General features: G+C 67.8%; 24 protein-coding genes and 1 tRNA gene. 18 read left to right on the top strand and 7 right to left on the bottom strand.

From position 1 onward, the window contains the following. The first annotated feature begins 71 nt into the window (after positions 1 to 71). Together hisC and A5650_RS18205 are read left to right on the top strand one after the other, a co-directional pair. Entirely contained in the window at positions 72 to 1,127 is a 1,056-nt protein-coding gene (gene hisC, locus A5650_RS18210; RefSeq protein WP_067294460.1) for a histidinol-phosphate transaminase, read from the top strand. After that, positions 1,124 to 1,585, top strand: a complete 462-nt coding sequence (locus tag A5650_RS18205) for a DUF4334 domain-containing protein (protein ID WP_067294456.1) — start codon at positions 1,124 to 1,126, stop codon at positions 1,583 to 1,585. Before hisC ends, A5650_RS18205 begins: the two co-directional genes overlap by 4 nt. Before the next feature lie 125 nt (positions 1,586 to 1,710). On the opposite strand, the gene A5650_RS18200 is transcribed toward A5650_RS18205, so the two are convergent. Continuing rightward, positions 1,711 to 2,289 carry a TIGR03086 family metal-binding protein gene (locus A5650_RS18200; RefSeq protein ID WP_067294454.1) on the bottom strand — a complete coding sequence of 193 codons (579 nt, stop codon included), beginning with the start codon at positions 2,287 to 2,289 and terminating at the stop codon, positions 1,711 to 1,713. A 41-nt stretch (positions 2,290 to 2,330) separates the two neighbouring features. On the opposite strand from A5650_RS18200, the gene A5650_RS18195 reads away from it, so the two are divergent. The 4 genes from A5650_RS18195 (at position 2,331) to A5650_RS18180 (ending at position 5,381) form a co-directional block, all read left to right on the top strand. Next, a complete protein-coding gene (locus A5650_RS18195; RefSeq protein ID WP_067294450.1) occupies positions 2,331 to 2,768 on the top strand; it encodes a hypothetical protein in 438 nt (145 codons plus the stop codon). A 31-nt stretch (positions 2,769 to 2,799) separates the two neighbouring features. After that, positions 2,800 to 3,615 carry a crotonase/enoyl-CoA hydratase family protein gene (locus A5650_RS18190; RefSeq protein ID WP_067294446.1) on the top strand — a complete coding sequence of 272 codons (816 nt, stop codon included), beginning with the start codon at positions 2,800 to 2,802 and terminating at the stop codon, positions 3,613 to 3,615. A gap of 152 nt (positions 3,616 to 3,767) precedes the next feature. Beyond that, complete coding sequence (locus A5650_RS18185; RefSeq protein ID WP_502687080.1) at positions 3,768 to 4,868, top strand: type III polyketide synthase; 1,101 nt, start codon at positions 3,768 to 3,770, stop codon at positions 4,866 to 4,868. Positions 4,869 to 4,877: 9 nt separating this feature from the next. Further along, the gene (locus A5650_RS18180) at positions 4,878 to 5,381 is read left to right on the top strand and encodes an isoprenylcysteine carboxyl methyltransferase family protein (protein ID WP_067294443.1); all 504 of its coding nucleotides are present in this window, start codon (positions 4,878 to 4,880) and stop codon (positions 5,379 to 5,381) included. A 58-nt stretch (positions 5,382 to 5,439) separates the two neighbouring features. Here A5650_RS18180 and A5650_RS18175 read toward each other — a convergent pair whose 3' ends face one another. Beyond that, entirely contained in the window at positions 5,440 to 6,351 is a 912-nt protein-coding gene (locus A5650_RS18175) for an NAD-dependent epimerase/dehydratase family protein (RefSeq protein ID WP_067294440.1), read from the bottom strand. Beyond that, positions 6,351 to 6,761: a hypothetical protein gene (locus A5650_RS18170; RefSeq protein WP_067294436.1), complete on the bottom strand. Its 411-nt coding sequence runs from the start codon at positions 6,759 to 6,761 to the stop codon at positions 6,351 to 6,353. The genes A5650_RS18175 and A5650_RS18170 overlap by 1 nt, the downstream gene beginning before the upstream one ends. Before the next feature lie 13 nt (positions 6,762 to 6,774). On the opposite strand from A5650_RS18170, the gene pdxR (A5650_RS18165) reads away from it, so the two are divergent. Beyond that, positions 6,775 to 8,202, top strand: coding sequence for a MocR-like pyridoxine biosynthesis transcription factor PdxR (gene pdxR / locus A5650_RS18165; RefSeq protein WP_231992653.1), 1,428 nt, complete (start codon positions 6,775 to 6,777; stop codon positions 8,200 to 8,202). Between the two features lies 1 nt (position 8,203). On the opposite strand, the gene A5650_RS18160 is transcribed toward pdxR (A5650_RS18165), so the two are convergent. Both A5650_RS18160 and A5650_RS18155 read right to left on the bottom strand, forming a co-directional pair. Beyond that, positions 8,204 to 8,290, bottom strand: a tRNA-Ser gene (locus A5650_RS18160). A 47-nt stretch (positions 8,291 to 8,337) separates the two neighbouring features. Then, positions 8,338 to 8,850, bottom strand: a complete 513-nt coding sequence (locus A5650_RS18155; RefSeq protein WP_067294433.1) for a MarR family winged helix-turn-helix transcriptional regulator — start codon at positions 8,848 to 8,850, stop codon at positions 8,338 to 8,340. Between the two features lie 78 nt (positions 8,851 to 8,928). Between A5650_RS18155 and A5650_RS18150 the strand changes: the two genes are divergently transcribed. Then, positions 8,929 to 9,903: an NAD(P)H-quinone oxidoreductase gene (locus A5650_RS18150; protein ID WP_067294430.1), complete on the top strand. Its 975-nt coding sequence runs from the start codon at positions 8,929 to 8,931 to the stop codon at positions 9,901 to 9,903. Positions 9,904 to 9,909: 6 nt separating this feature from the next. Here the strand turns inward: A5650_RS18150 and A5650_RS18145 are convergent, their stop codons facing one another. Then, complete coding sequence (locus tag A5650_RS18145; protein ID WP_067294426.1) at positions 9,910 to 11,106, bottom strand: cysteine desulfurase-like protein; 1,197 nt, start codon at positions 11,104 to 11,106, stop codon at positions 9,910 to 9,912. A 416-nt stretch (positions 11,107 to 11,522) separates the two neighbouring features. On the opposite strand from A5650_RS18145, the gene A5650_RS18140 reads away from it, so the two are divergent. Genes A5650_RS18140 through wzm form a run of 4 tightly spaced genes read left to right on the top strand, consistent with a single transcriptional unit; the run spans position 11,523 to position 14,550 of the window. Then, on the top strand, positions 11,523 to 12,023 hold the full coding sequence (locus A5650_RS18140; protein WP_067294423.1) for a bacterial proteasome activator family protein: 501 nt from the start codon (positions 11,523 to 11,525) through the stop codon (positions 12,021 to 12,023). 9 nt (positions 12,024 to 12,032) lie between these two features. After that, positions 12,033 to 12,824: a galactan export ABC transporter ATP-binding subunit Wzt/RfbE gene (gene wzt / locus A5650_RS18135; RefSeq protein ID WP_067294421.1), complete on the top strand. Its 792-nt coding sequence runs from the start codon at positions 12,033 to 12,035 to the stop codon at positions 12,822 to 12,824. Beyond that, entirely contained in the window at positions 12,821 to 13,723 is a 903-nt protein-coding gene (gene glfT1 / locus A5650_RS18130) for a galactofuranosyltransferase GlfT1 (protein WP_067294416.1), read from the top strand. Before wzt ends, glfT1 begins: the two co-directional genes overlap by 4 nt. Beyond that, the gene (gene wzm, locus A5650_RS18125) at positions 13,720 to 14,550 is read left to right on the top strand and encodes a galactan export ABC transporter permease subunit Wzm/RfbD (RefSeq protein WP_067086540.1); all 831 of its coding nucleotides are present in this window, start codon (positions 13,720 to 13,722) and stop codon (positions 14,548 to 14,550) included. Before glfT1 ends, wzm begins: the two co-directional genes overlap by 4 nt. Positions 14,551 to 14,555: 5 nt before the next feature. Here the strand turns inward: wzm and A5650_RS18120 are convergent, their stop codons facing one another. Further along, a complete protein-coding gene (locus A5650_RS18120; RefSeq protein WP_067294412.1) occupies positions 14,556 to 15,029 on the bottom strand; it encodes a carboxymuconolactone decarboxylase family protein in 474 nt (157 codons plus the stop codon). Between the two features lie 49 nt (positions 15,030 to 15,078). Here A5650_RS18120 and pdxR (A5650_RS18115) point away from each other — a divergent pair, with 49 nt between their 5' ends. The 6 genes from pdxR (A5650_RS18115) (at position 15,079) to A5650_RS18090 (ending at position 24,339) form a co-directional block, all read left to right on the top strand. Beyond that, entirely contained in the window at positions 15,079 to 16,497 is a 1,419-nt protein-coding gene (gene pdxR / locus A5650_RS18115) for a MocR-like pyridoxine biosynthesis transcription factor PdxR (protein WP_067294408.1), read from the top strand. Positions 16,498 to 16,547: 50 nt separating this feature from the next. Continuing rightward, on the top strand, positions 16,548 to 16,946 hold the full coding sequence (locus A5650_RS18110) for a GtrA family protein (RefSeq protein WP_067294618.1): 399 nt from the start codon (positions 16,548 to 16,550) through the stop codon (positions 16,944 to 16,946). A gap of 68 nt (positions 16,947 to 17,014) precedes the next feature. Beyond that, positions 17,015 to 18,415 (top strand): decaprenylphosphoryl-beta-D-ribose oxidase, encoded by a 1,401-nt coding sequence (gene dprE1, locus A5650_RS18105; protein ID WP_067294405.1) that lies wholly within the window; start codon positions 17,015 to 17,017, stop codon positions 18,413 to 18,415. Between the two features lie 13 nt (positions 18,416 to 18,428). Next, positions 18,429 to 19,211 (top strand): decaprenylphospho-beta-D-erythro-pentofuranosid-2-ulose 2-reductase, encoded by a 783-nt coding sequence (gene dprE2 / locus A5650_RS18100; RefSeq protein WP_067294403.1) that lies wholly within the window; start codon positions 18,429 to 18,431, stop codon positions 19,209 to 19,211. Next, positions 19,211 to 21,106, top strand: a complete 1,896-nt coding sequence (locus tag A5650_RS18095; RefSeq protein ID WP_197501908.1) for a galactan 5-O-arabinofuranosyltransferase — start codon at positions 19,211 to 19,213, stop codon at positions 21,104 to 21,106. Before dprE2 ends, A5650_RS18095 begins: the two co-directional genes overlap by 1 nt. Before the next feature lie 11 nt (positions 21,107 to 21,117). Then, on the top strand, positions 21,118 to 24,339 hold the full coding sequence (locus A5650_RS18090; RefSeq protein WP_067294400.1) for an arabinosyltransferase domain-containing protein: 3,222 nt from the start codon (positions 21,118 to 21,120) through the stop codon (positions 24,337 to 24,339). Positions 24,340 to 24,392 lie beyond the last annotated feature (53 nt).

Raw genomic sequence — 24,392 nt, 5'->3', positions numbered from 1 at the left:
CCGATCCGACAGCGTACACATGGCCTACCGCGCGAGGCAAAGCGCGTTCGGCCGACCCATAAACTGGTGCGGTGACCGTCCGGCTGCGTCCCGAACTGGCCGATCTGCCCGCCTACACCCCCGGCAGGACGGTTCCGGGCGCAATCAAGATCGCCAGCAACGAAACGGTGTATCCCCCGCTGCCGAGCGTCCGGGCCGCGATCGAGGAGGCCGTCGGCAACATCAACCGCTATCCCGACAACGGCTACGTCGAGCTTCGCAAGCGGCTCGCCAAGCACGTCAACTTCGCCCCCGAGCACGTCTCGGTGGGCTGCGGGTCGGTCAGCCTGTGCCAGCAGCTGATCCAGATCACCTCGACCGTCGGCGACGAAGTCCTCTTCGGGTGGCGCAGCTTCGAGATCTATCCACTACAGGTGCGCACCGCGGGGGCCACGCCCGTGCCGGTGCCGCTTATTGACCACACCCACGACCTCGACGCCATGCTGGCCGCGATCACCGACCGCACCCGGCTGATCTTCGTGTGCAATCCGAACAACCCCACGGGCACGGTCGTCGCACCCGATGCACTCGCCCGCTTCGTCGCCGCGGTGCCGCCGCACATCGTGGTCGCCCTCGATGAGGCCTACGTCGAGTACATCCGCGATCCGATGGTTCCCGACAGCTTCGGCCTGGTCCGTTCGCACCCCAACCTCGTTGTGCTGCGGACGTTTTCGAAAGCCTACGGGCTGGCCGGCCTGCGGGTGGGCTACGCGGTGGGCGACCCGGATCTCATCACCGCACTCGGCAAGGTGTACGTGCCGTTCACCGCGACCAGCGTGTCGCAGGCCGCCGCCATCGCGTCGCTGGATGCCGCCGACGAGCTGCTCGAGCGCACCGACGCGGTCGTCGCCGAACGCGACAGGGTGACCGACGCACTGCGCGCCGCCGGCTACACCGTGCCCGACTCGCAGGCCAACTTCGTCTGGCTGGCACTGCCCGGGCGCGCACAGGAGTTCGCCGAGGCGTCGGCGGACAACCGGATCATCGTGCGCCCCTACGGTGAGGACGGAGTGCGCGTCACCGTCGCCGCCACACACGAGAACGACGCGTTCCTCGAGTTCGCCCGCCGATGGATAGGACAGCCATGAGCGATGCCCGCGAGACCTTTGATGAACTGGTCGCGCGCACCGGCACCATCTCCGACGCTGAACTCGACGACTTCTGGGCGACACTGCAGCCCGCCACCATCGACTTCATGATCGGCGAGTGGAAGGGCGGCGAGTTCCACACCGGTCACAAGGCGAACGGGTTCATGGAACGCCTCAACTGGTTCGGCAAGACCTTCCACTCGGCAACCGACGCCAAGCCCCTGGTGTGCCTGGACTCCGACGGCAACAAGTTCTCCAACACCGAGGCGATGAAGGGCGAGGCCAGCCTGTGGATGGAGGAGTTCCGCGGCGAGGTGACGGCCGCGATGGTGTACGACGGCGCACCGGTGCACGACCATTTCAAGGTCGTCGACGAGAACGCCGTCGTCGGCATCATGAACGGCAAGGGCGCGCTCGACGGGGACCGGCACCTGTACTTCTACCTCGAGCGGGTCTGAGCGCTCGCGAGATGAACACCAGGGTCGTGGGGAGCTGTGGATCCACAGCCCTGGCGTACGTCTCGCGAAGCGGCTAGGCCTTATGTCTCGCGAAAACGGCTAGGCATGCCGTCTCGCGAAAACGGCTAGGCCTGCCGGCCGGTGTAGGCGAGCAACCGCGTCAGCGCATCGGCATCGGCGCCGACGTCGATCGGATCGTCGAAGCCGGCGTTGGCGCGCCCCTCCGGCGTGATGATCTTGCGCGCCAGGCCCAGCACGTAGTCGGACAGCGACTCGGGAGCGCTGACTTCGCGTCCCACCGCCGCGGCGTAGTCCCACGCGTGCACCAGGAACTCCAGCGACAGGATGCCGACCATCACCCGGGCCGGCACCTCATTACCGCCGAACTCCACGGTGCCGTCCAGTCCGCGACGCTGCCAGGCATCCAGCGCCGACCGGGCCGCGATCACCACCTGCTGCTCGATCGGCGCGTCACGGTCGCGCTCGGGTGACTCCGCGCCCGCCATCGAGCCGAGAATCGCGATGGAGTTGAGCAGGTGGTCGGTCAGCGCCGCCACGTCGAACTCCCGGCACGGCGTCTGCTTGTGCAAATCGTCGGCGGCGATGCCGTGCAGGACGTGCTGCAGCACGGCGAACGATTTCTCCGCTCCTCGCAGTTCATCGGTCGGCGGTGATTCGGGTCCTGCACGCAAGTCATCGGGCATGACGCCACGCTACGTCGCGGTGGAGCGTTATCGTTGCCGGGATGAGGACGCACGTGCGAGTGGTAGCGGCTGTGCTGGTCTTCGCCGGTGTCGCGGCGGGATGCTCGCGCACCACCGAGGGATCCGTCGCGATGACGACCGAACCCGGGCCACCGTTGACCACCTCGCCGACACGGCCGACATCACCGTCGATCCCGGGGTTGCCCGACATCGGGCTGCCCGACATTCCGCTGCCGACGCGCAACACCGACGTCCCGGTGGTCCCGGCGCCGCCGAACGCGCTGTCGATGAAATGTGACGAGTACAACGGGCTCGACGAGGCGACCCAAGTCGCCGTCATCCGCGAGATCCTCAACCAGGAGGGCAACCCGCTCGGCCCCGATGGCGAGGGCATCGGCCAGATGCTGGTCGACGCCGCGTGCCAGTTCCTGCCCAGCGCCACGGTGAACGAGGTTTTGCTGGGCAAGCCGCCGGGTTGACCGCGCGGCCGACCAACTAGCGTGGTGGCCCATGGGCGAGACCTACGAATCCGTCACCGTTGACATCTCCGATCACGTCGCACGCGTGACGCTGATCGGGCCGGGCAAGGGCAACGCCATGGGCCCGGCGTTCTGGGCCGAGCTGCCCGACGTGTTCGGCTCGCTCGACGCCGACCCCGAGGTCCGCGCCATCGTGCTGACCGGCTCGGGCAAGAACTTCAGCTACGGGCTCGACCTGGTCGCGATGGGCGGCAGCCTGCCCGGCCTGGACTCCGGCGCCAAGGGCCGCCTGGAGTTCCACACCACGCTGCAGAAGATGCAGGGCGCCATCAACGCGGTCGCGGACTGCCGCACCCCCACCATCGCGTCGGTGCACGGCTGGTGCATCGGCGGCGGCGTCGACTTGATCAGCGCCGCCGATATCCGCTACGCGAGCGCCGACGCGAAGTTCTCCGTGCGCGAGGTCAAGCTGGCGATCGTCGCCGACGTGGGTTCGCTGGCCCGGCTGCCGCTGATCCTGTCCGACGGGCACCTGCGCGAGCTGACTCTCACGGGTAAGGACATTGACGCGGCGCGGGCCGAGAAGATCGGTCTGGTCAACGACGTGTACGACGACGCTGACGCCTCACTCGCCGCGGCGCACGCGACCGCGGCCGAGATCGCCGCCAACCCACCCCTGACGGTGCACGGCATCAAGGACGTGCTCGACCAGCAGCGAATCGCCAGGGTGTCGGAGAGTTTGCGCTATGTGGCAGCGTGGAATTCGGCGTTCCTGCCGTCGAAGGATCTGGGCGAGGCGGTCAAGGCGATGTTCGAGAAGCGGCCGCCGAAATTCGCCGGCGAATAGCGTTGACTCCCAGCACATTCCCATCGCTTTCCCCGCTTTCAAACAGAAACTAGGCGTACAGATCCCTTCGGCCGCAACGTATTTCAGTACATATCGCTGTGCGATGCGTCACCTCGGGCAACGATCCTGCCCGCAGCGGCGTTCAGCACTACATGACTGATACAACTCACTTCGCGTCGCTTGACAGCGACGCGGTTCAACGAATCGGTGCACCCCGTATCGGGGGCACAGCGGTGGCCTTCACCTCGAATCGCTACGAGCAGGCCGACGTAGCGACGATGCTCACCAGCGTCGGCGGCCCGGAGTTCATCCGCTTCGCTGAGACCAGTGGCGTGCAGAGTCGCAGTCTCTCGCTGCCACTGTCCCGTTACCCGGAACTGTCGGGGTTCACCGAGGCCAACGACGCCTACATCGAGGTCGCCGCCGATCTCGGCGAGCGGGCCCTGCGCTCGGCGCTCGAGGCTGCTCATGTCACGGCCAAGGAGGTCGACGCCATCGTGTTCGTGTCGAGCACCGGCGTGGCCGTGCCCACCATCGACGCACGAGTGGCATCGCGAATCGGCCTGCGGCCCGACGTCAAACGCATCCCGCTGTTCGGATTGGGTTGTGTCGCAGGCGCTGCCGGCATGGCCCGTGTGCACGATTATCTGAGAGGCTTTCCCTCCGACGTGGCGGTCCTGCTTTCGGTGGAACTGTGCTCACTTACGTTGCAGCGCAACGACACGTCGATCCCGGCGCTGATCGGTGCCTGCCTGTTCGGTGACGGCGCGGCGGCGGTGGTGGTCTCGGGTGCGGACCGCGTCCCCCCGACGATCGCGCACGCGCCCGCGGTCCTGGCGACCAGGAGCCGGCTGTTCCCGGACACGGTCGACGTGATGGGGTGGAACATCTCGTCGAACGGCTTCGGGCTGGTGATGTCGCGCGAGGTCCCCCATATGGCCGCGAACTATCTCTCGGAAGAGGTCACCGCCTTCCTCGGCGACCACGGGTTGACGGTGGCGGACATCTCCACGTGGATCTGCCACCCCGGCGGACCCAAGGTGCTCGACGCGATCGACACCGCGCTCGGCCTGCCGCCGGAGGCGAACACCCACAGCCGGAACTCGATGCGGGAGAACGGAAACTTCTCGTCCGCGTCGGTGCTCGACGTGCTGCACCGCACGCTGGCTTCACCGCCCGCCCCGGGATCGTTCGGCGTGCTGCTCGCCATGGGGCCGGGCTTCAGCTTCGAGATGCTCCTGTTGAAGTGGTGAGGACCGGACATGGCGTACTACTTGTTCATCGTCGCGATCGGCCTCGAGCGGCTCGTCGAACTGGCGGTGTCACGACGTAACACGCGGTGGTCCCTTGCCAACGGTGGCAGGGAGTTCGGGCAGGGTCACTATCCGGCGATGGTGTCGATGCACACGCTGCTTTTGGTGTCGTGCATCGTCGAGGTGGCCGCGTTGCACAGGCCGTTCATACCCGCGCTCGGCTGGACGATGGTAGCCGTCGTGTGCGCGAGCACGGCGTTGCGGTGGTGGTGCGTGGCGACTTTGGGCAAGCAGTGGAATCCGCGGCTCATCGTGATCCCAGGCGCACCGCTCGTGGCTCGCGGTCCGTACCGCTGGCTGCACCATCCGAACTACACCGCGGTGGTGGTCGAGGTGACAGCGCTGCCTCTCGTCCATTCGGCGTGGCTGACCGCGATTGTCTTCACCGTGGCCAACGCGCTGGTGCTGAACGTCCGCATCCGGGCCGAGAACGCGGCGCTGGGCTACGCGTAGTCAGACCCGGGGCTGTCTGACGACGATCAAGCGGCGAGGAACGAGCCGCGTTGAGGAGTCAGACTCGAAGACGCGGCGTCCATCCGAGCTCGGCCTTGGCCTTGGCGTTGGACAGCGGCAGCCAGGTATCGCCGAAAGCGGTGACGCCGTAGGGCGCGGCGACCTTGAGCACCGAACGCGGAATGCGTAGCTGCCGAGGGCGTCCCAGCTTCTCGGCCATCTCCTGGAGATAGCCGTTGAACGACTGCGGCCGATCGTCGACGATGTTGTAGATCTGGCCGTCCCGCCCGCGGTCGAGCGCATTCGCCGTGGCCGTGGCGACGTCGTCGATGTGGATCCACGACGCGATGCCTTCTCCACCCATGTCGAGCCTGACCCGCCACTTGGCCATCCGCGCGAACATCTCGTCGTGCGGCACGCCGGGGCCGTAGAAGGCGCCGTAGCGCAACACGATTCCCTCGGTGTCGCTGTGCTCGCTCGATGTCAGCACGGCCTGTTCCATCGCCCGCATCGCGCCGAGCATGGCGTCGCCGCCCTTCGGGGGCGGACCGGGATAGGGGTCCGACTCGTCGATGATCGCCGGGCCGGTGGTCGGGTAGCCGTACGCGAAGATCACCGATTCGGCGACGACGCGCCGCACCCCGGCACGTTGCGCGGCCGCCAGCAGGTTCGGCGCGCCCGTGCCCCACAATTTCCTCGCCGGTTCGAAGTCCTTGACCCGCATCGGTCCCCGCTTCGGCAGCGTGGTCAACAGCGACACCACGGCCTCGGGGCCGATATCGGCGACCACCTTGTCGATGTCGTCGGGGTCGAACACGTCGGCGACAACGGCTTTGGCGCCCGCAGCGGTGATCGCCGCGGTTTTGGACGACGACCGCGTCAGCCCGACGACCTCGTGGCCGCGGTTGTTCAGTTCACGGAGCAGCGGAAGGCCCGGCACGCTCGTGGCGCCGGCTACCAGAACTCGCATCATGGCCTCCTGTCGGTGATGACGCTGGCGCGCAGGGCAACCGCCAGGATCGCGGTGGTGAGCACCAGACCGCCCGCTTCCAGCCAGCCGATCCAGTCACCCGCGCCGTGGTGCGGGTCGATGAGGTGGCTGATCGCGTGCAACGCCCAGTGCAGCGTCGCGAACGCCAGCGCCGGAGTACGCCAGCTGTGCCACCGCACCGCGGCAAGCAGCATGAGCCCCTGCGGCACCTCGAACGTGGCGTTGTCGAAGATGTAGTGGTCGTTGCGCACGCCGAAGTAGCCCAGGGTGTCGAAGAACGCGCCGGGGGCGAACATCATGAACAACCCCACGGCCAGGGCGTAGAGCCCGAACACGATCAGCGCCACCTCGACCAACCCGGCCCTTGTGCGCGTCGGCGTCGTTGTCATACCGTCACGCTAGTTGGTTACTGGCCTCAAGATAGGCACCACTTTGATAGCGGAATCGGGTACCACTTCCGGCCCGGAGCTTCTGGTCGAGCTGGACCGCGACGTCACCGACCCGCTGCACCGCCAGTTGGCCGATGGTCTGCGGACCGCCATCAGGACGGGGCGCCTCTCACCAGGAACGCGGCTGCCTTCGAGCCGCGTACTCGCCGCCGACCTGGAGGTGTCCCGGCGACTCGTCGTCGACGCCTATAGCCAGCTCGTGGCCGAGGGCTTCCTGCTGAGCAGGCACGGATCGGGCACGGTGGTGGCGACCGTCGATGCCATCGAGGCGCCCACGCCGGGTGACGACATGCCGACCGCCCATTACGACATCGACTTCCTGCCGGGCTCACCGGATCTGCGGAGCTTTCCTCGCGACGCCTGGCTGCGGGCGCTGCGCCAGGGACTGGCCGAGATCGAGGCGGACGCGTTCGGATACGTCGCGCCCCAGGGGCTGCTTACTGCCCGCGCCGCGGTGGCCGACTATCTGCGACGCGTCCGTGGTGTGCTGGCCGACCCACAGCACATCGTGCTCTGCTCGGGAGCGACCCAGGCCGTGGCGTTGCTCGCCCGGTCCTTGTCGGGGTCGACGCTGGCCATGGAGAACCCCGGATTCTGGCTGCACCGGATGGTGCTGCACGACAACGGAATCGAGCCCTGCCCGGTTCGGATTGATGAGAACGGGCTCGATGTCGGCGCACTGGCCGGGACAGGCGCCGACGCCGTGCTCACCACGCCGGCGCACCAGTCCCCGACCGGGGTCGTGCTGTCGGCGGCGCGGCGCACCGAGCTGATGGACTGGGCGCGGGCCGGCAACCTGGTCATCGAGGACGACTACGACGCCGAATACCGTTACGACCGTGCACCCGTCGGTGCACTGCAGGGGATCGCGCCCGACCGCGTCGTCTACATCGGCTCGACGAGCAAGACGCTGGCACCCGGTCTTCGCATCGGCTGGATGGTGCTGCCCGCGCACCTCGTCGGCTCGGTCAAAACGGCGAAAGGCCTTGCCGACACCGGAAGTTCGGTGATGGACCAGCTGGCGTTCGCGCAGCTGCTGAGATCGGGCGGCTACGACAGGCACCTGCGCCAGATGCGCCGCCGCTACCTGACCCGGCGCAACGCGTTGCTCGGCGCGCTGGCCCGGCACCTGCCGCAAGCGAGAGTGCTCGGCGCGGCCGCCGGTGTCCACCTCACCGTGCGCTTCCCCGATGGTTTCCCGGTCGGCGAGCTGGTGCGAGGCGCGGCCGAGCAACGAGTGCGGGTCGAGCCACTCGCGCCGTGCTACGCCGACCCCGCCTCGGCGCCGCCGGGACTGCTGCTCGGCTACGCCAACCTCACTGAGTCGCAGATCGATTCGGGCGTGCGGCTGCTGGCGCGCATCGCCCACCGCATCGCGTGAGCGGTGGCGGAGGGATTTGAACCCCCGGACGGTGTTAGCCGTCTCTCGCTTTCAAGGCGAGTGCATTAGGCCGCTCTGCCACGCCACCGCCGACAAGAGTACGGGGCGGGGATTTTCACCGCGACGGGGAATCCCTCAGACCCGGCCGAGCTTGGCGTTCGTCGACCCGTTCTTGAGCGCGACGCTGATGCGCCTGCAGTTCTCACCCATCGCCGCGACCTGGGGCCGCGACAACCTGTCGAGGAAGTGCGCCCGCACGTTCTCGGCGTAGGTGGTCATCGCGTCGCGCACCGCGCTTCGTCCGTCGTCGGTGATGCTGGCGAGCACGCCACGGCCGTCGTCGGGGCTGGCCCCACGTTTCACCAGGCCCTGCATCTCCAATCGACGGATCTGCCGGGTGACCCTGCTTGGCAGCGACATCAACGCCTCGGCGAGGTCGCCCATCCGGGCCGATCCGGTCGGCGACTTGTCCAGGGTGTCCAGCAGCCTGACGTCGTTGAGCGTCAGATGATGCTTATCCACCAGCGACCGGTTCAAGGTCGCGTACAGCCGCAGTGCGGCGTCCAGAAAATTTTGCCAGGATCGCTGTTCGGCTATGTCCAGCCCTGGCATATCCCCCGCGGTACGACCCGCAATAATCCCCTCCATTCGGCAATAGTAAACGGCGATGACATTGCTGGCGACCGATTCGTCAGAGTGTTCTCGCAGGCTAGTAGCGTTATTTGAATGCATGCGATCGTGGCCGGGCCGGAAGGCCGATTGAGCTGGCAAGAAGTTCCCGACGTCGCGCCCACCGATGGCGAGGTGTTGATCAAGGTGGCCTCGGCGGGCATCAACCGCGCCGATCTGCTGCAGGCCGCGGGCAAATATCCCCCGCCGCCCGGCGCCAGCGACATTCTCGGTCTCGAGGTCTCCGGAACGGTCGCTGCGGTCGGCGGCCACGTATCGGATTGGGCTGTCGGACAACAGGTCTGTGCGTTGCTGGCAGGCGGGGGCTACGCCGAGTACGTTGCCGTCCCGGCGGGCCAGGTGATGGCGATTCCCGAGTCGGTTTCTCTGCACGAGGCCGCGGGACTGCCTGAGGTGGCCTGCACGGTGTGGTCCAACCTGGTGATGACCGCGGGCCTGTCGTCCGGCCAACTCGTCCTGGTGCACGGCGGTGCCAGCGGCATCGGGACCCATGCCGTGCAGGTGGGGCGCGCACTCGGCTGCCGCGTGGCCGTAACGGCGGGCTCGGCTCACAAGCTCGACCTGTGCGCCGAGCTCGGCGCCGAGGTGACGATCAACTACCGCGACGAGGACTTCGTCGAGCGGATCAAGTCCGAGGGCGGCGCCGACGTGATCCTCGACATCATGGGAGCGGCCTACCTCGACCGCAACATCGACGCACTCGCGTCCGACGGCCGGCTCGTGATCATCGGGATGCAGGGCGGGGTCAAGGCCGAACTCAACATCGGCAAACTGCTCGGCAAGCGGGCCGGCGTCATCGCGACGGCGCTTCGCGCGCGTCCGGTCAGCGGCCGGGGGAGCAAGAGCGACGTCGTCTCCGAGGTGGCCGCCAACGTGTGGCCGATGATCGAGAGCGGTCAGGTACGGCCGATCATCGGCGCCGAGTACCCCGTGCAGGAAGCCGGCGCGGCGCACGAGCTGCTGGAGTCCGGCGAGGTGTCCGGCAAAGTTCTTCTGCGCGTTGCCGATTAGCGGCGGTCAGCCCAGCGAGGCCAGCGCGCGAACCAGCTGATCGACCTCGGCGGTGGTGGTGTAATGCGCGAGCCCCACCGTCACCGCGCCGCCGACGTCGTTGACGCCGATGACGTCGAGGACCCGCGAACTCGCATTCGAGATCGCCAGGATCCCGTTGTCGGCCAGGCGCTGCACCACACGATCGGCCGGCACGTCGTTGACCGCGAAACTCAATACGGGGATTCGTGATTCGGGTTGACCGATGACCATGATGGTCGACAGCGAACGCAGCGAGATCAGCAGATAGTCGAACAGCCGGCTCATGTAGGCGTTCGCCGAGTGCATCGAGATCCCCAGGCGTTCACGACGGGTGCCGTGCGCGTTCTCGTCGAGTGAGGCCAGGTACTCGATGCTGGCCACCACACCGGCGAGCAGGCCGAACTGGTGCGCACCGACCTCGAGCCGCGCAGCACCGGTCGCGTTCGGGTTGAGCGACACCGAACCGAAGGAGTCGATGAGCGACGGATCGCGAAAGACCAAGGCACCGATGGGCGGACCACCCCATGCCAACGCATTGACCGCCACCACGTCGGCGTCGATCTCGTCGATGTCGATCAACTGGTAGGGGGCGGCCGCTGAGTGGTCAACGACGACCATCGCACCCTGATCGTGGGCCAGCTTCGTCACCGCTCGCAGGTCGGTCACGGTGCCCAAAGTCGAAGAGGCCGAGGTGATTGCGACCAACCGGGTCGGCCTGGTGAGCAGACTCTCCCACTGCCAGCTGGGCAGCTCGCCGGTCTCGATGTCGACCTCGGCCCATTTCACTTTGGCGCCATAGCGATTGGCGGCGCGCAGCCACGGTGCGATGTTCGCCTCGTCGTCGAGACGGGTGACCACCACCTCGTAACCGAGACCGACGCGTGACGACGACGCGTCGGCCAGCGAGGTCAGCAGGATCGCCCGGTCGGCGCCCAGGACGACGCCGCGGGGATCGGCGTTGACCAGATCGGCCACGGCCAATCGCGCGGCCTCCAGCACCGCGGCGCTGCGTTGCGCGGACGGGTGCGGACCCACCGGCGTGGGCATCGAACCGCGGAATGCGGTGGACACCGCGCGGCCCACCGTATCGGGCAACAACATGCCGTTCTGGGCGTCGAACCGCACCCAGCCGTCGCCCAGGGACGGGTGCAGACCGCGCACCCGGGCGACGTCGTATGCCATGCCAGCCCACCTTCGAGAGTCCGTGAGTTCACAAACCGACACGATTCTGGCCGATTCTCGGCCCGACCCGCCATGTCGGACTGGGTCTGCTGGGCAGCCATACTAGTCCAGTGACCTTGACGATCGGAGGGCTAAACCCGTTGTCGTTGCTGGTCAGCCCGACAGCGCCGGACACTCGCGGCGGCAGGTTAACGAGACATCTTGTTCGGACTGATAGCCGTGCGTGCTGGCGTTTGCTCGATGGTCCGGGATGATCCGCCGACGGATTTGCGGTGACGGACGCCACGTTGCCCGTGCGCGACGCGGCGACCGTCCCGTGCGCGACGGGACTAATCTCGCTAGATGGTCGGCGATCGAGGGCGGGATCGCGGGACCCAGCGACGAATGGCGTGGAGATTAGAGGGAACGCAGGGAGTATGACCGACGACGACAACATCGAGATCATCAGCGGTGAGACCACAGACGCCGACGGCGAGGAGAAGGACGGCAAGTCGCTGACCGACCTCGTCGAGCAACCGGCGAAGGTGATGCGCATCGGCACCATGATCAAGCAGCTCCTCGAGGAGGTGCGGGCGGCACCGCTCGACGACGCGAGCCGCACCCGGCTCCGCGAGATCCATCGCACGAGCATCACCGAACTCGAGGAGGGTCTGGCCCCCGAACTTCGCGACGAGCTCGAGCGGCTCACGCTGCCGTTCACCGAAGAAGGCGTGCCGTCGGACGCAGAACTTCGGATCGCGCAGGCACAGCTGGTGGGCTGGCTGGAGGGCCTGTTCCACGGGATCCAGACGGCGCTGTTCGCCCAGCAGATGGCGGCACGCCAGCAGCTGGAGCAGATGCGGGGCCAGGGTGCGCTGCCACCCGGGGTGGCGGTGCGCGGCGGCGCGTCCCATCCGGGGACCGGGCAGTACCTGTAGGGGCAGGCGTTGGGCCCGCACATCGAGACCCGCAACGCGTGGGTCGAGTTTCCGATCTTCGACGCGAAGTCCCGCTCGCTGAAGAAGGCATTCCTGGGCAAGGCCGGTGGCGCCATCGGACGCAACGACTCCAACGTCGTCGTCATAGAGGCGCTACGGGACATCACCATGTCGTTGGAACTCGGCGACCGCGTGGGTCTGGTGGGGCACAACGGCGCGGGCAAGTCGACCCTGCTGCGACTGCTGTCGGGCATCTACGAGCCCACCCGCGGGGTGGCCACCGTCCGCGGCCGGGTGGCGCCGGTGTTCGACCTGGGCGTCGGAATGGATCCCGAGATCTCCGGATTCGAGAACATCATCATCCGCGGGCTGTTCCTGGGGCAGACGCGCAAACAGATGCTGGCCAAGGTCGACGAGATCGCGGAGTTCACCGAACTCGGTGACTATCTGTCGATGCCGTTGCGCACCTATTCCACCGGTATGCGGGTGCGCCTCGCGATGGGAGTGGTGACGAGCATCGACCCCGAGATCCTGCTGCTCGACGAGGGCATAGGGGCGGTGGACGCCGAGTTCCTGAAGAAGGCGCAGACCCGGTTGTCCGAACTGGTCGCGCGCTCTGGGATCCTGGTGTTCGCCAGCCATTCCAACGAATTCCTGGCCCGGCTCTGCAACACCGCGATGTGGATCGACCACGGCACGATCAAGATGACCGGCGGCATCGAGGACGTCGTGCGCGCCTACGAGGGCGAGGACGCCGCCCGGACCGTCCGGGAAGTGCTCGAAGAGACGCGCCACGGATGACCGAAACCGTGTGCGCGGTGGTGGTCACCCACCGTCGTCCCGACGAACTGGCCAAGTCACTGGAGTCGGTGTCGGCGCAGACCCGTGTCCCGGACCATCTGATTGTCGTGGACAACGACGACGATCCCCGCGTCGCGGAGCTGGTCGCCGCGCAACCGATTCCCACCACCTACCTCGGGTCACAGCGAAACCTCGGTGGTGCAGGCGGTTTCGCGCTGGGCATGCTGCACGCACTGGCCTCGGGCGCAGACTGGGTCTGGCTGGCCGACGACGATGGGCGCCCCGCCGACTCGGAGGTGCTGGGCACGCTTCTGAAATGCGCTGCGCGCCACGGCCTTGCCGAGGTCTCACCCATGGTCTGCGACATGACCGACCCTGGGCGGCTGGCCTTCCCGTTGCGCCGCGGCCTCGTGTGGCGCCGCCGGGTCGACGAACTACGCACCGACTCCGGCGGAAATGTGTTGCCCGGCATCGCCTCGCTGTTCAACGGCGCGCTGTTCGCCGCCTCGACGCTCGAGGTGACCGGCGTACCGGACCTGCGGCTGTTCGTTCGCGGCGACGAGACCGAACTGCACCGCAGGCTGGTCCGCTCCGGGCTGCCGTTCGGCACCTGCCTGGACGCGGTGTACCTGCATCCGCAGGGTGGCGACGAGTTCAAGCCGATCCTCGGCGGCCGGATGCACACGCAGTACCCCGACGACGAGCGCAAGCGGTTCTACACCTACCGCAACCGCGGTTATCTGTTGTCGCAGCCCGGGTTGCGTCGGCTGCAGCTGCAGGAGTGGGCCCGCTTCGGCTGGTTCTTCCTGGTGTCGCGCCGCGACCCCGCGGGGCTGATGGAGTGGATTCGGTTGCGCCGCAGGGGCCGCAAGGAGAAATTCGGGAGGCTCGGATCGTGACGTTCACCGACGCCGCCGCGCAGTCGCGGACGATGGGCCGGGCGTGGGGTGACCTCGTCGCCGGCTTCGGCAAGCACGAGCTGTGGCTGCACCTCGGCTGGCAGGACATCAAACAGCGCTACCGCCGTTCGGTACTGGGGCCGTTCTGGATCACGATCGCCACCGGCGCGACCGCGGTCGCGATGGGCCTGCTCTACTCCAAACTGTTCAAACTCGAGCTGTCCGAACACCTTCCGTATGTCACCCTCGGCCTGATCGTGTGGAACCTGATCAACGCGGCGATTCTCGAGGGCGCCGACGTGTTCGTGGCCAACGAGGGGCTGATCAAACAGCTGCCCACACCGCTGTCGGTACACGTCTATCGGCTGGTGTGGCGACAGATGATCCTGTTCGCGCACAACATGATCATCTTCGTGATCATCGCGATGATCTATCCCAAGCCGTGGAAGTGGACGGACCTGGCGGTGATCCCGGCGCTGGGCTTGATCGTGCTCAACTGCATCTGGGTGTCGCTGTGCTTCGGGATCCTGGCCACCCGCTACCGCGACATCAGCCCGCTGTTGGTCAGCCTGGTGCAGCTGCTGTTCTTCATGACGCCCATCATCTGGAACGAGTCCACCCTGCAACAGCAGGGCGCGGAACAGTACGCCAAGGTCGTCGAGCTCAATCCGCTCCTGCACTACCTCGACATCGTCCGCGCCCCGCTGCTGGGTGCCGATCAGGAACTGCGGCACTGGCTGGTGGTGATCGTGCTGACGGTGGTCGGCTGGATCTTCGCGGCGTTCGCGATGCGCCAGTACCGCGCCCGCGTCGCGTACTGGGTGTAGACCGCTCAGCCCAGCGCGGCCCGCGGTGCCTGCCGGATCGTCACGTTGATGCGGTTCCAGGCGTTGATCGTCACGGCCGCCGCGATGACCTGCCCGAGTTCGCGTTCGGTGAAGACCTCAGCGGCCGCGGCGTAGACGTCGTCGGGGACGTGGCCGTTGTGCAGGTCGGTGATGGCCTCGGTCAGTGCCAACGCCGCACGCTCGCGCTCGGAGAACAGGTCGCCGGCCTCCTGCCAGGCCGCGACGAGGTCGAGCTTGTGCTGGTCGATTCCGTGCTTGCGGGCGTCGCGCATGTGCATGTCGAGACAGAACGCGCAGTGGTTGATCTGCGACGCACGGATCTTGATCAGCTCGCCGAGTTCGACGTCGATGTCCTTGGCCGACACCCTGCTCAGCGTCAGCATCGCCTCGAGCAGCTCCGGTGACGTCTTGTAAATCTTGATTCTGTCGATGGTTTCTCTGTCCAGTGTCTGTGCCATACCGTCGACGCTAGTATGCAGTGTCCCATCGACATGGTTCAATTTGGTCATGACTTCGTGGGCCAATATGCCCACTCGCGACCTCCACCTGGACTTGCGCGAGCGGATCACCCCCCGCGCGCGCGGTGCCAGGGAGCTGCTGCTCGGCGCACTGCGCGACGCGGTGCGTTCGGGGCGGCTGAGTCCCGGCACGATGTTGCCGCCGTCGCGCAGCCTGGCCGCCGATCTCGGCCTGGCCCGCAACACGGTGGCCGAGGCCTACGCCGAACTCGTGGCCGAGGGGTGGCTCGCGTCGCGCCAGGGTGCGGGTACGTGGGTGGTCAACAACCCCGGTGCCGCGGCTCGGGCCCACCCGCGCGGTGTGCGGTCCACACCGCGCCACGACCTACGGCCTGGCTCACCCGACGTCGCGGAGTTCCCGCGCGCGGAATGGGTGGCCGCGACCCGTCGTGCGCTGACGACTGCGCCGACCGAGGCGCTGCGCATGGGCGATCCGCGCGGACGCCCCGAATTGCGGCATGCCGTCGCCGACTACCTCACGCGTGCGCGCGGGGTCCGGACCTCACCGGAGGCGGTCGTCATCTGTGCCGGCGTCCGGCACGGCGTCGAGGTGCTCACCCGTGTGCTTCACGGCGACCGCCCGATCGCAGTAGAGGCATACGGGCTCTTCATATTCCGTGATGCGATCGCCGCTCTGGGCGTGCCGACGGTCCCGATCGCCGTCGACGAGCACGGCGCGGTTGTCGGCGATCTCGACGGCCTCGACACCCCCGCGGCGCTTCTCACCCCGGCCCATCACAACCCGCTCGGTGTGCCGCTGCATCCGTCGCGGCGCACCGCGGTCGTCGATTGGGCTCAGCGCACCGGCGGCTACGTGATCGACGACGACTACGACGGCGAATTCCGCTACGACCGCCAGCCGGTCGGCGCGTTGCAGGCGCTGAGCCCCGACCGCGTGATCTATCTCGGCTCGGCCAGCAAGAGCCTGTCGCCGGTGCTGCGCCTGGGCTGGATGGTGCTGCCCGCCGACCTTGTCGACGCGGTGGTCGAGGCTTACGGCGGAGACCAGTTCTACGTCAACGGCATCGCGCAGTTGACCATGGCCGAATTCGTCTCCAGCGGCCGCTACGACAAGCACATCCGACGTATGCGGATCCGGTACCGGCGACGCCGCGACGCCCTCGTCGATGCGCTGGGCGGTCTCGACATCGGGATCAGCGGGCTCAACGCCGGCCTGAACATGCTGCTGACCCTGCCCGACGGCGCCGAGCATGAGGTGGTGCAGCGTGCCGGTGAGGCAGGAGTTGCGCTGCAGGGGCTTTCGGGCATGCGTCATCCACTGGCGGGGCGGGAGGTGCCGCAGCTCGACGGAGTCATCGTCGGCTTCGGCACGCCTGCCGAGCATGCGTTCGCCGCGGCCGTCGACGCGCTCTGCGACGTTCTGACATCGAGCGGACTGTCCCACTGATCAGGCTGACGCGCGCTTCGCCGTAAGCTGCCCGGGTGGCCGAGCCCCCGATGCAACCCGCCTTGAGCCTGGGCACCCAGATCTGGCGGTTCGTCGTCACCGGCGGATTCTCGGCGGTCGTCGACTTCGGTCTCTACGTACTGCTCTACCGGGTCGGCGGCGTGCAGCCGGACCTGGCGAAGGCTCTCGGGTGGGTCGCCGGCACCACGACGGCATACATGCTCAACCGGCGCTGGACGTTCCAGGCGCCGCCGAGCCACGCCCGGCTGGCCGCGGTGTGGGCGCTCTACATCACGACGTTCGTCGTGCAGGTCGGGCTCAACCACCTGTTCCTGGACCTTCTGGACTACACGCCGACCGCGGTCGTGGTCGCGTTCGTGATCGCCCAGGGCACAGCGACCGTGATCAACTTCGTCATCCAGCGCGCGGTCATCTTCCGCCTGCGTTAGCCGGGCGCTGGTGCCGAGCTGAATTGCGCGCACCGGAGGGCCGACGGGGGCACGGTACCCTCGTTGCGATGTCCGAGAACCTGCCGACGACCTCGCGTGCCCTGACCGGCTTCGGTCGCACCGCACCGTCCGTCGCGCAGGTGCTGACCACACCGGACGTCGAACTGATCGCGCAGGCGGTCCGCGAGGCCGCCGACCGCAGCGCATCGAGCCCGGCGTTCCTGCAGCGGGGCGTTCTGGCCCGCGGGCTGGGCCGCTCCTACGGCGATCAGGCGTGCAACGGCGGCGGCCTGGTCGTGGACATGACCGCGCTGCACAGGATTCATTCGATCAGCGCCGAGACGGCCGTGGCCGACGTCGACGCGGGCGTCAGCCTCGATCAGCTGATGAAGGCGGCGCTTCCGTTCGGGCTGTGGGTTCCCGTCCTGCCCGGCACCCGCCAGGTCACCGTCGGCGGGGCAATCGCGTCGGACATCCATGGCAAGAACCACCACAGTGCCGGCAGCTTCGGAAACCACGTGCTGTCGATGGACCTGCTGATGGCCGACGGGGAGGTTCACACCCTCACCCCCGACGGGCCGGATGCCGAACTGTTCTGGGCGACGGTTGGCGGAAACGGCCTCACCGGCATCGTCCTGCGGGCTCGAATTGCGATGACACGCACCGAAACCGCGTACTTCATCGCCGACGGTGTCTCCACCAACGACCTGGACGAGACCGTCGCGGTCCACCTCGACGGCAGCGAGGACCGCTACACCTACTCCAGCGCGTGGTTCGACCTGATCAGCCCGCCGCCGAAACTCGGAAGGGCGGCGATCAGCCGCGGCAGCCTCGCGACGCTCGATCAGCTCCCGCCGAAGTTGGCCAAGAATCCGCTCAAATTCGATGCGCCGCAACTGCTCTCGGTGCCCAACATCTTCCCGGTCAGCGCGATGAACAAGCTTTCGTTCATGGCGATCGGCGAGGTGTACTACCGGCTCGGCGGGACGTACACCGGCAAGATCATGAATCTGTCGCAGTTCTACCACATGCTGGATCTCGTCAGCGGGTGGAACAATGCCTACGGCCCAGCGGGTTTCGCGCAACATCAGTTCCTGGTGCCGCCAGACGCGCTCGAGGAGTTCAAGGCGATCATCCGCTGGATCCAGACGCGGGGACACTATTCGGCGCTCAACGTTTTCAAGCTGTTCGGCCCTGGGAACCGGGCGCCGCTGAGCTTCCCGATGGCGGGCTGGAACGTGGCGATGGACTTCCCGAACAGGCCCGGGGTCAACGAATTCCTCAACGAACTCGACGAGCGGGTCATGGAGTTCGGTGGGCGCGTGTACACCGCGAAGGACTCCCGGGTCAGCGCGGACAGGTTCCACAAGATGTATCCCCGGATCGACGAGTGGATCGCCGTGCGCCGCAAGGCCGACCCGAACGGCGTCTTCGCATCCGATATGGCCCGACGCTTGGAGCTGCTGTAGATGGTTCACAAAAATGGTTCTTGACGCCGTGGGTAACCCCCAGACGATCCTGCTGCTCGGCGGGACATCGGAGATCGGCCTGGCGATCTGCGCGCGCTATCTGCGCAACGCCCACGCTCGCATCATCCTCGCCGACCTGCCGGGCCATCCGCGCAAAGGCGAGGCCATCGCCGCGATGACCGAGGCCGGTGCCAAGTCCGTCGAGTGGATCGACTTCGACGGCACCGACACTTCGTCTCACCGCGACGTCATCGACAAGGCATGGGCCACTGGCGATGTCGACGTTGCGATTGTGGCCTTCGGCCTGCTCGGCAACGCCGAGGAACTGTGGCATGACCAGGCCAAGGCGGTGCAGATCGCCCAGATCAACTACACCGCAGCGGTTTCGGTCGGTGTACTGATCGGGGAGAAGATGCGGTCACAGGGCTTCGGGCAGATCATCGCGATGAGCTCGGCGGCCGGCGAGCGGGTGCGGCGGTCCAACTTCGTGTACGGCTCCACCAAGGCCGGACTCGACGGCTTCTACCTCGGTTTGGGAGAAGCATTGCGCGAGTTCGGTGTTCGGGTGCTGGTGATTCGCCCCGGACAGGTGCGCACCACCACCACCATCGAGCACTGGAAGGCCACCGGCGCCAAGGAAGCGCCGTTCACCGTCGATAAAGAAGACGTCGCCGAACTCGCTGTCACGGCGGCGGCCAAGGGCAAGGAACTGGTATGGGCGCCGGGAGCGTTCCGGTACGTGATGATGGTGTTGCGCCACATCCCGCGGCCGATCTTCCGCAAGCTACCCATCTGATGCGTGACGGCTCGCCGGCCCTGCCCATCAAGGTCGCCGGCCAGATGGTGGCGGCCACCGCGGTGGCGGTCGTCGTCGCCGTGGTGTCCCTGGCCGCGATCGCGCGGGTGGAGTGGCCCGCCTACAACTCCTCCAATCAGCTGCACGCCCTGACCACGGTGGGCCAGGTCGCCTGCCTGGCAGGGCTGTTCGCGAGCGGATGGGCATGGCGGCGGGGCCGCCGCCTGCTCGGCAAGGCCGCGGCCACGGTGTTCTTGTCCGCGTTCACTGTGGTGACGCTGGCGATGCCGCTCGGGGCGACGAAGCTGTACCTGTACGGCATCTCGGTCGACCAGCAGTTCCGCACCGAGTACCTCACCCGGCTCGCCGACAGCGCCGCACTGCGCGACATGACCTACATGGGCCTGCCGCCGTTCTACCCGCCCGGCTGGTTCTGGATCGGCGGACGCCTGGCCGCGCTGACCGGAACGCCGGCGTGGGAGATGTTCAAACCGTGGGCGATCATCTCGATCACCGCCGCGATCGCGGTGGCGTTCGTGTTGTGGGCGGCCATGATTCGCTTCGAGTACGCGCTCGTGGTGACCACCGCCACCACTGCTGCCACACTCGCGTACTCGCCCGCCGAGCCCTACGCCGCGATCATCGCGGTGCTGCTGCCGCCGGTGTTCGTGCTGGCGTGGTCGGGGTTGCGCGCCGGCGACCCGCATGGGGTGGCAGGTGGGAGGACGCGAGCCGGGTGGGCCGCGGTCGTCGGCACCGGACTGTTCCTCGGCGGAGCCGCACTGTCGTACACGCTGCTGTTCGCCTACGCCGCCTTCACGCTCGCGATCATGGGTGTGCTGCTCGCGGTCGCGCGCAGGCGCATCGACCCGCTGCTGCGGCTGGCGGTCATTGCGGTGATCTCGGGCGCTATCGCGCTGATCGGCTGGGCGCCGTACCTGCTCGCCGCGATCTCCGGCGAGCCCGCCGACTCCGGAACCGCCCAGCACTACCTCCCGTCGGTCGGGGCGCAGTTGGAATTCCCGATGCTGCACTTCACGCTCCTCGGGGCGCTGTGCATGCTCGGCACGCTGTGGCTGGTCTGGCGGGCGCGCTCGTCGACGCGTGCGGGGGCACTCGCGATCGCGGTGCTCGCGGTCTACGCGTGGTCGCTGCTGTCCATGCTGACCACGCTGGCGGGAACCACCCTGCTGTCGTTCCGGCTGAATCCCACGCTGACCGTGCTGCTGACGGCCGCGGGTGCCTTCGGCTTCATCGAAGTCGCCCGCGCCGTCGCGGCGCGCGTGCGGCCCGAGAACACGCGACGCGTCATCGCGGCGGCCGCCGCACTCGGCGTGATCGGTGCCGTCACGTACAGCCAGGACATCCCCGACGTGCTGCGCTCCGACATCGTCGTCGCCTACACCGACACCGACGGCTACGGTCAGCGCGCCGATCGGCGACCGCCGGGAGCCGAGCGCTACTACCGCGAGATCGACGCCAAGATCACGGAGGTGACCGGCCGTCCCCGTGACGAGACCATCGTGCTGACCGCCGACTACAGCTTCCTGTCCTACTACCCGTACTACGGCTTCCAGGGGCTCACCTCGCACTACGCCAACCCGCTCGCACAGTTCGACAAGCGCGCCGAGGCCATCGAGGGCTGGGCCACGCTGACCGAGGCCGACAAGTTCATCGAGGCGCTCGACTCGCTGCCGTGGGCGCCGCCGACGGTGTTCCTGATGCGCCGCGGCGCCGACGACACCTACACGTTGCGGCTGGCCTCCGACGTGTATCCGAACCAGCCCAACGTCCGGCGCTATCACGTCGCGCTGGACGAGGCGTTGTTCGACGACCCCCGCTTCGAGGTCTCCAGCATCGGACCGTTCGTGCTGGCGATCCGGAAGCCCAATTAGGATCGAACGCCGTGGTCGGTGAAGCCGGGGTCGGGGCGAACCATCGGACGGTGCGGCTGATAGCCATTGTTGCCGGGTTGCTCGGTGCGCTGCTGGCGATCGCGACGCCGTTGATGCCGGTCACGCAGACCACCGCGCAGCTGAACTGGCCGCAGAACGGTGTGCTGCGCAGTGTCGACGCGCCGCTCATCGGTTACGTCGCGACCGACCTCGAGATCAGCGTGCCGTGCCGCGCGGCGGCCGGATTGGCCGGCGGTCGCACGGTGCTGCTGTCGACCGTGCCCAAACAGGCGCCCAAGGCCATCGACCGCGGCCTGCTCATCGAGCGGGTCAACAACGACCTGCTGGTGATCGTGCGCAACACCCCGGTGGTCAGCGCGCCGCTGGACCAGGTGCTCAGCCCGCAGTGTCAGCGGCTGACCTTCACTGCCCACGCCGACAAGGTGACCGGCGAGTTCGTCGGCCTCGTGCAGGGGCCGGGGCGCATCCCGAGCGAGGATCCCGGCGAACCACTGCGCGGCGAACGCGGCGGCTACGACTTCCGGCCGCAGATCGTCGGCGTGTTCACCGACCTCAGCGGTTCGGCGCCGCCGGGCCTGGAGTTCTCCGCGACCCTCGACACCCGGTACGGCACCTCGCCGACGCTGCTCAAGACGCTGGCGATGATCGTCGGAGTGGCGCTGACCCTCATCGCGCTGGTCGCGCTCCATTTTCTCGACGTCGCCGACGGCCGCGGCGTCAGACGGTTCCTGCCCCCGCGGTGGTGGACGCTGCGGCCGCTGGACGGCGTGGTCACCGCGGTGCTGGTGTGGTGGCACTTCGTCGGCGCCAACACCGCCGACGACGGCTACATCCTGACGATGGCGCGGGTGTCCGAGCACGCCGGCTACATGGCGAACTACTACCGCTGGTTCGGCACCCCGGAATCGCCGTTCGGCTGGTACTACGACCTGCTGGCATTGTGGGCACACGTCAGCACGCACAGCGTCTGGATGCGCCTGCCCACGCTGGTGATGGGGCTGGCGTGCTGGTGGGTGATCAGCCGCGAGGTGATCCCGCGACTCGGCCATGCGGTGAAGTCGACGCCGGCCGCGGCGTGGACGGCGGCGGGCCTGTTCCTGGCGTTCTGGCTGCCGCTCAACAACGGGCTGCGGCCCGAACCGATCATTGCGCTGGGCATCCTCCTCACGTGGTGCTCGGTCGAGCGGGGCGTGGCCACCAGCAGGTTGCTACCCGTCGCGATCGCCATCATCATCGGCGCCCTCACACTGTTCTCCGGCCCGACCGGCATCGCGGCGATCGGCGCCCTGTTGGTGGCGGTCGGACCACTGAAAACCATTGTCGCCGCGCATGTCTCCCGCTTCGGATACCTCGCGTTGCTGGCACCCATTCTGGCCGCGGCGACGGTGACGATCATCCTGATCTTCCGGGACCAAACGCTGGCCGCCGAACTGCAGGCCAGCACCTTCAAGTCGGCGGTCGGGCCGAGCCTGAGCTGGTTCGACGAGCACATCCGCTACGAGCGGTTGTTCACACTGAGCCCGGACGGTTCGGTCGCGCGCCGCTTCGCGGTGCTCATGCTGTTGATCGCGTTGGCCGTCGCGGTCGCGATGTCGTTGCGCAAGTTCAGGATTCCCGGCACGGCACTGGGTCCCAGTCGTCGCATCATCGGTATCACGGTGATCTCGTTCCTGGCCATGATGTTCACGCCGACCAAGTGGACGCATCACTTCGGCGTGTTCGCAGGCCTGGCCGGTTCGCTGGGTGCGCTGGCGGCGGTCGCCGTCACCGCAACGGCGATGCGGTCGCGGCGCAACCGCTCGGTGTTCGGCGCCGCGGTGCTGTTCGCGATGGCGTTGTCCTTCGCCACCGTGAACGGCTGGTGGTACGTGTCGAACTTCGGCGTGCCGTGGTCGAATGCGATGCCGGAGTGGAAGTTCGGTTTCTCGACGTTCCTGCTGGGGCTGTCGGTGCTGGCGCTGATCGCCGCGGCGTGGTTCCACTTCTCCGGCCGCGATTCGTCACCGCCGGGCCCGCAACGACGCTGGCAGCGAATCCTGCAGGCCCCGTTGGCCGTTGCGACCTGGGTCCTGGTGGTCTTCGAGGTGCTCTCGCTGACCCTGGCCATGGTCGACCAGTACCCGGCGTGGAGCGTCGGGCGGTCCAACCTCGAAGCCCTGACCGGCAAGACGTGCGGGATGGCCCAGGACGTGCTCGTCGAGGAGGACCCCAACGTCGGCGTGCTCAGGCCGGTCGACACGCCAGTCGGTGAGGCGCTCGCTGCCGGCACCGCACAAGGGTTCGACCCCAACGGAATTCCCACCGACGTCTCCGCCGACGAGACGATGAGCGGTCAGGGCACCTCGACCAACTTCGCCGACACCGACAGCGAAGACGATCAGGCCGGCAACGGCGGAACCGAGGGCGGCACGACGGCCGCCGCGGGTGTCAACGGCTCGCGCGCGCGGCTGCCGTACAAGCTCGATCCGGCGAGCACGCCGGTCATGGGCAGCTGGCGTCCCGGCACCCAGCAGCCCGCGCAGCTGCGCTCGGCCTGGTACCGCCTGCCGTCGCGCGACGACGCCGGGCCGCTGCTGGTCGTCTCGGCGGCAGGGCGTTTCGACGCCGGGGAGGTCGCTGTGCAGTGGGCCACCGACGAGCAGGCCGCGGCCGACGAGCCGGGCGGCTCGATCGGGTTCGCCGACGTCGGCGCGTCTCCGGCGTGGCGCAACCTGCGCGCTCCGCTGGACGCGATACCGCTGGAGGCCACCCACATCCGGCTGGTGGCCTCCGACGACGACCTCGATCCGCAGCACTGGATCGCGGTGACGCCGCCGCGGATACCGCAGTTGCGCACGCTGCAGGACGTCGTCGGGTCATCGGACCCCGTGCTGCTCGACTGGCTGGTCGGCCTGGCGTTCCCGTGCCAGCGGCCGTTCGGCCATCAGAACGGTGTCATCGAGGTGCCGAAGTGGCGCATTCTGCCCGACCGCTTTGGCGCCGAGGCGAATTCGCCGGTGATGGACTATCTCGGCGGCGGTCCGCTCGGTATCACCGAACTGCTCTTGCGTGCCACGACGGTGCCGACCTACCTCGATGACGACTGGTTCCGCGACTGGGGATCGCTGCAGCAACTCACGCCGTGGTACCCGAACGCCGCGGAGGCCCGGCTTGACCTCGGCACGGCGACGCGCAGCGGGCTGTGGAGCCCGGCGCCGTTGCGGTTGTCGTAGAGCGTCATCGCGGGCTTAACGGGTTGACCGCACGTATGTGTGGTGCGCGGAAT

Source organism: Mycobacterium sp. 1164985.4 (assembly GCF_001668575.1).
Taxonomy (GTDB): domain Bacteria; phylum Actinomycetota; class Actinomycetes; order Mycobacteriales; family Mycobacteriaceae; genus Mycobacterium.
The sequence above is the reverse complement of the archived record's forward strand: the minus strand, read 5'-3'. Positions and strand labels throughout refer to the sequence as shown.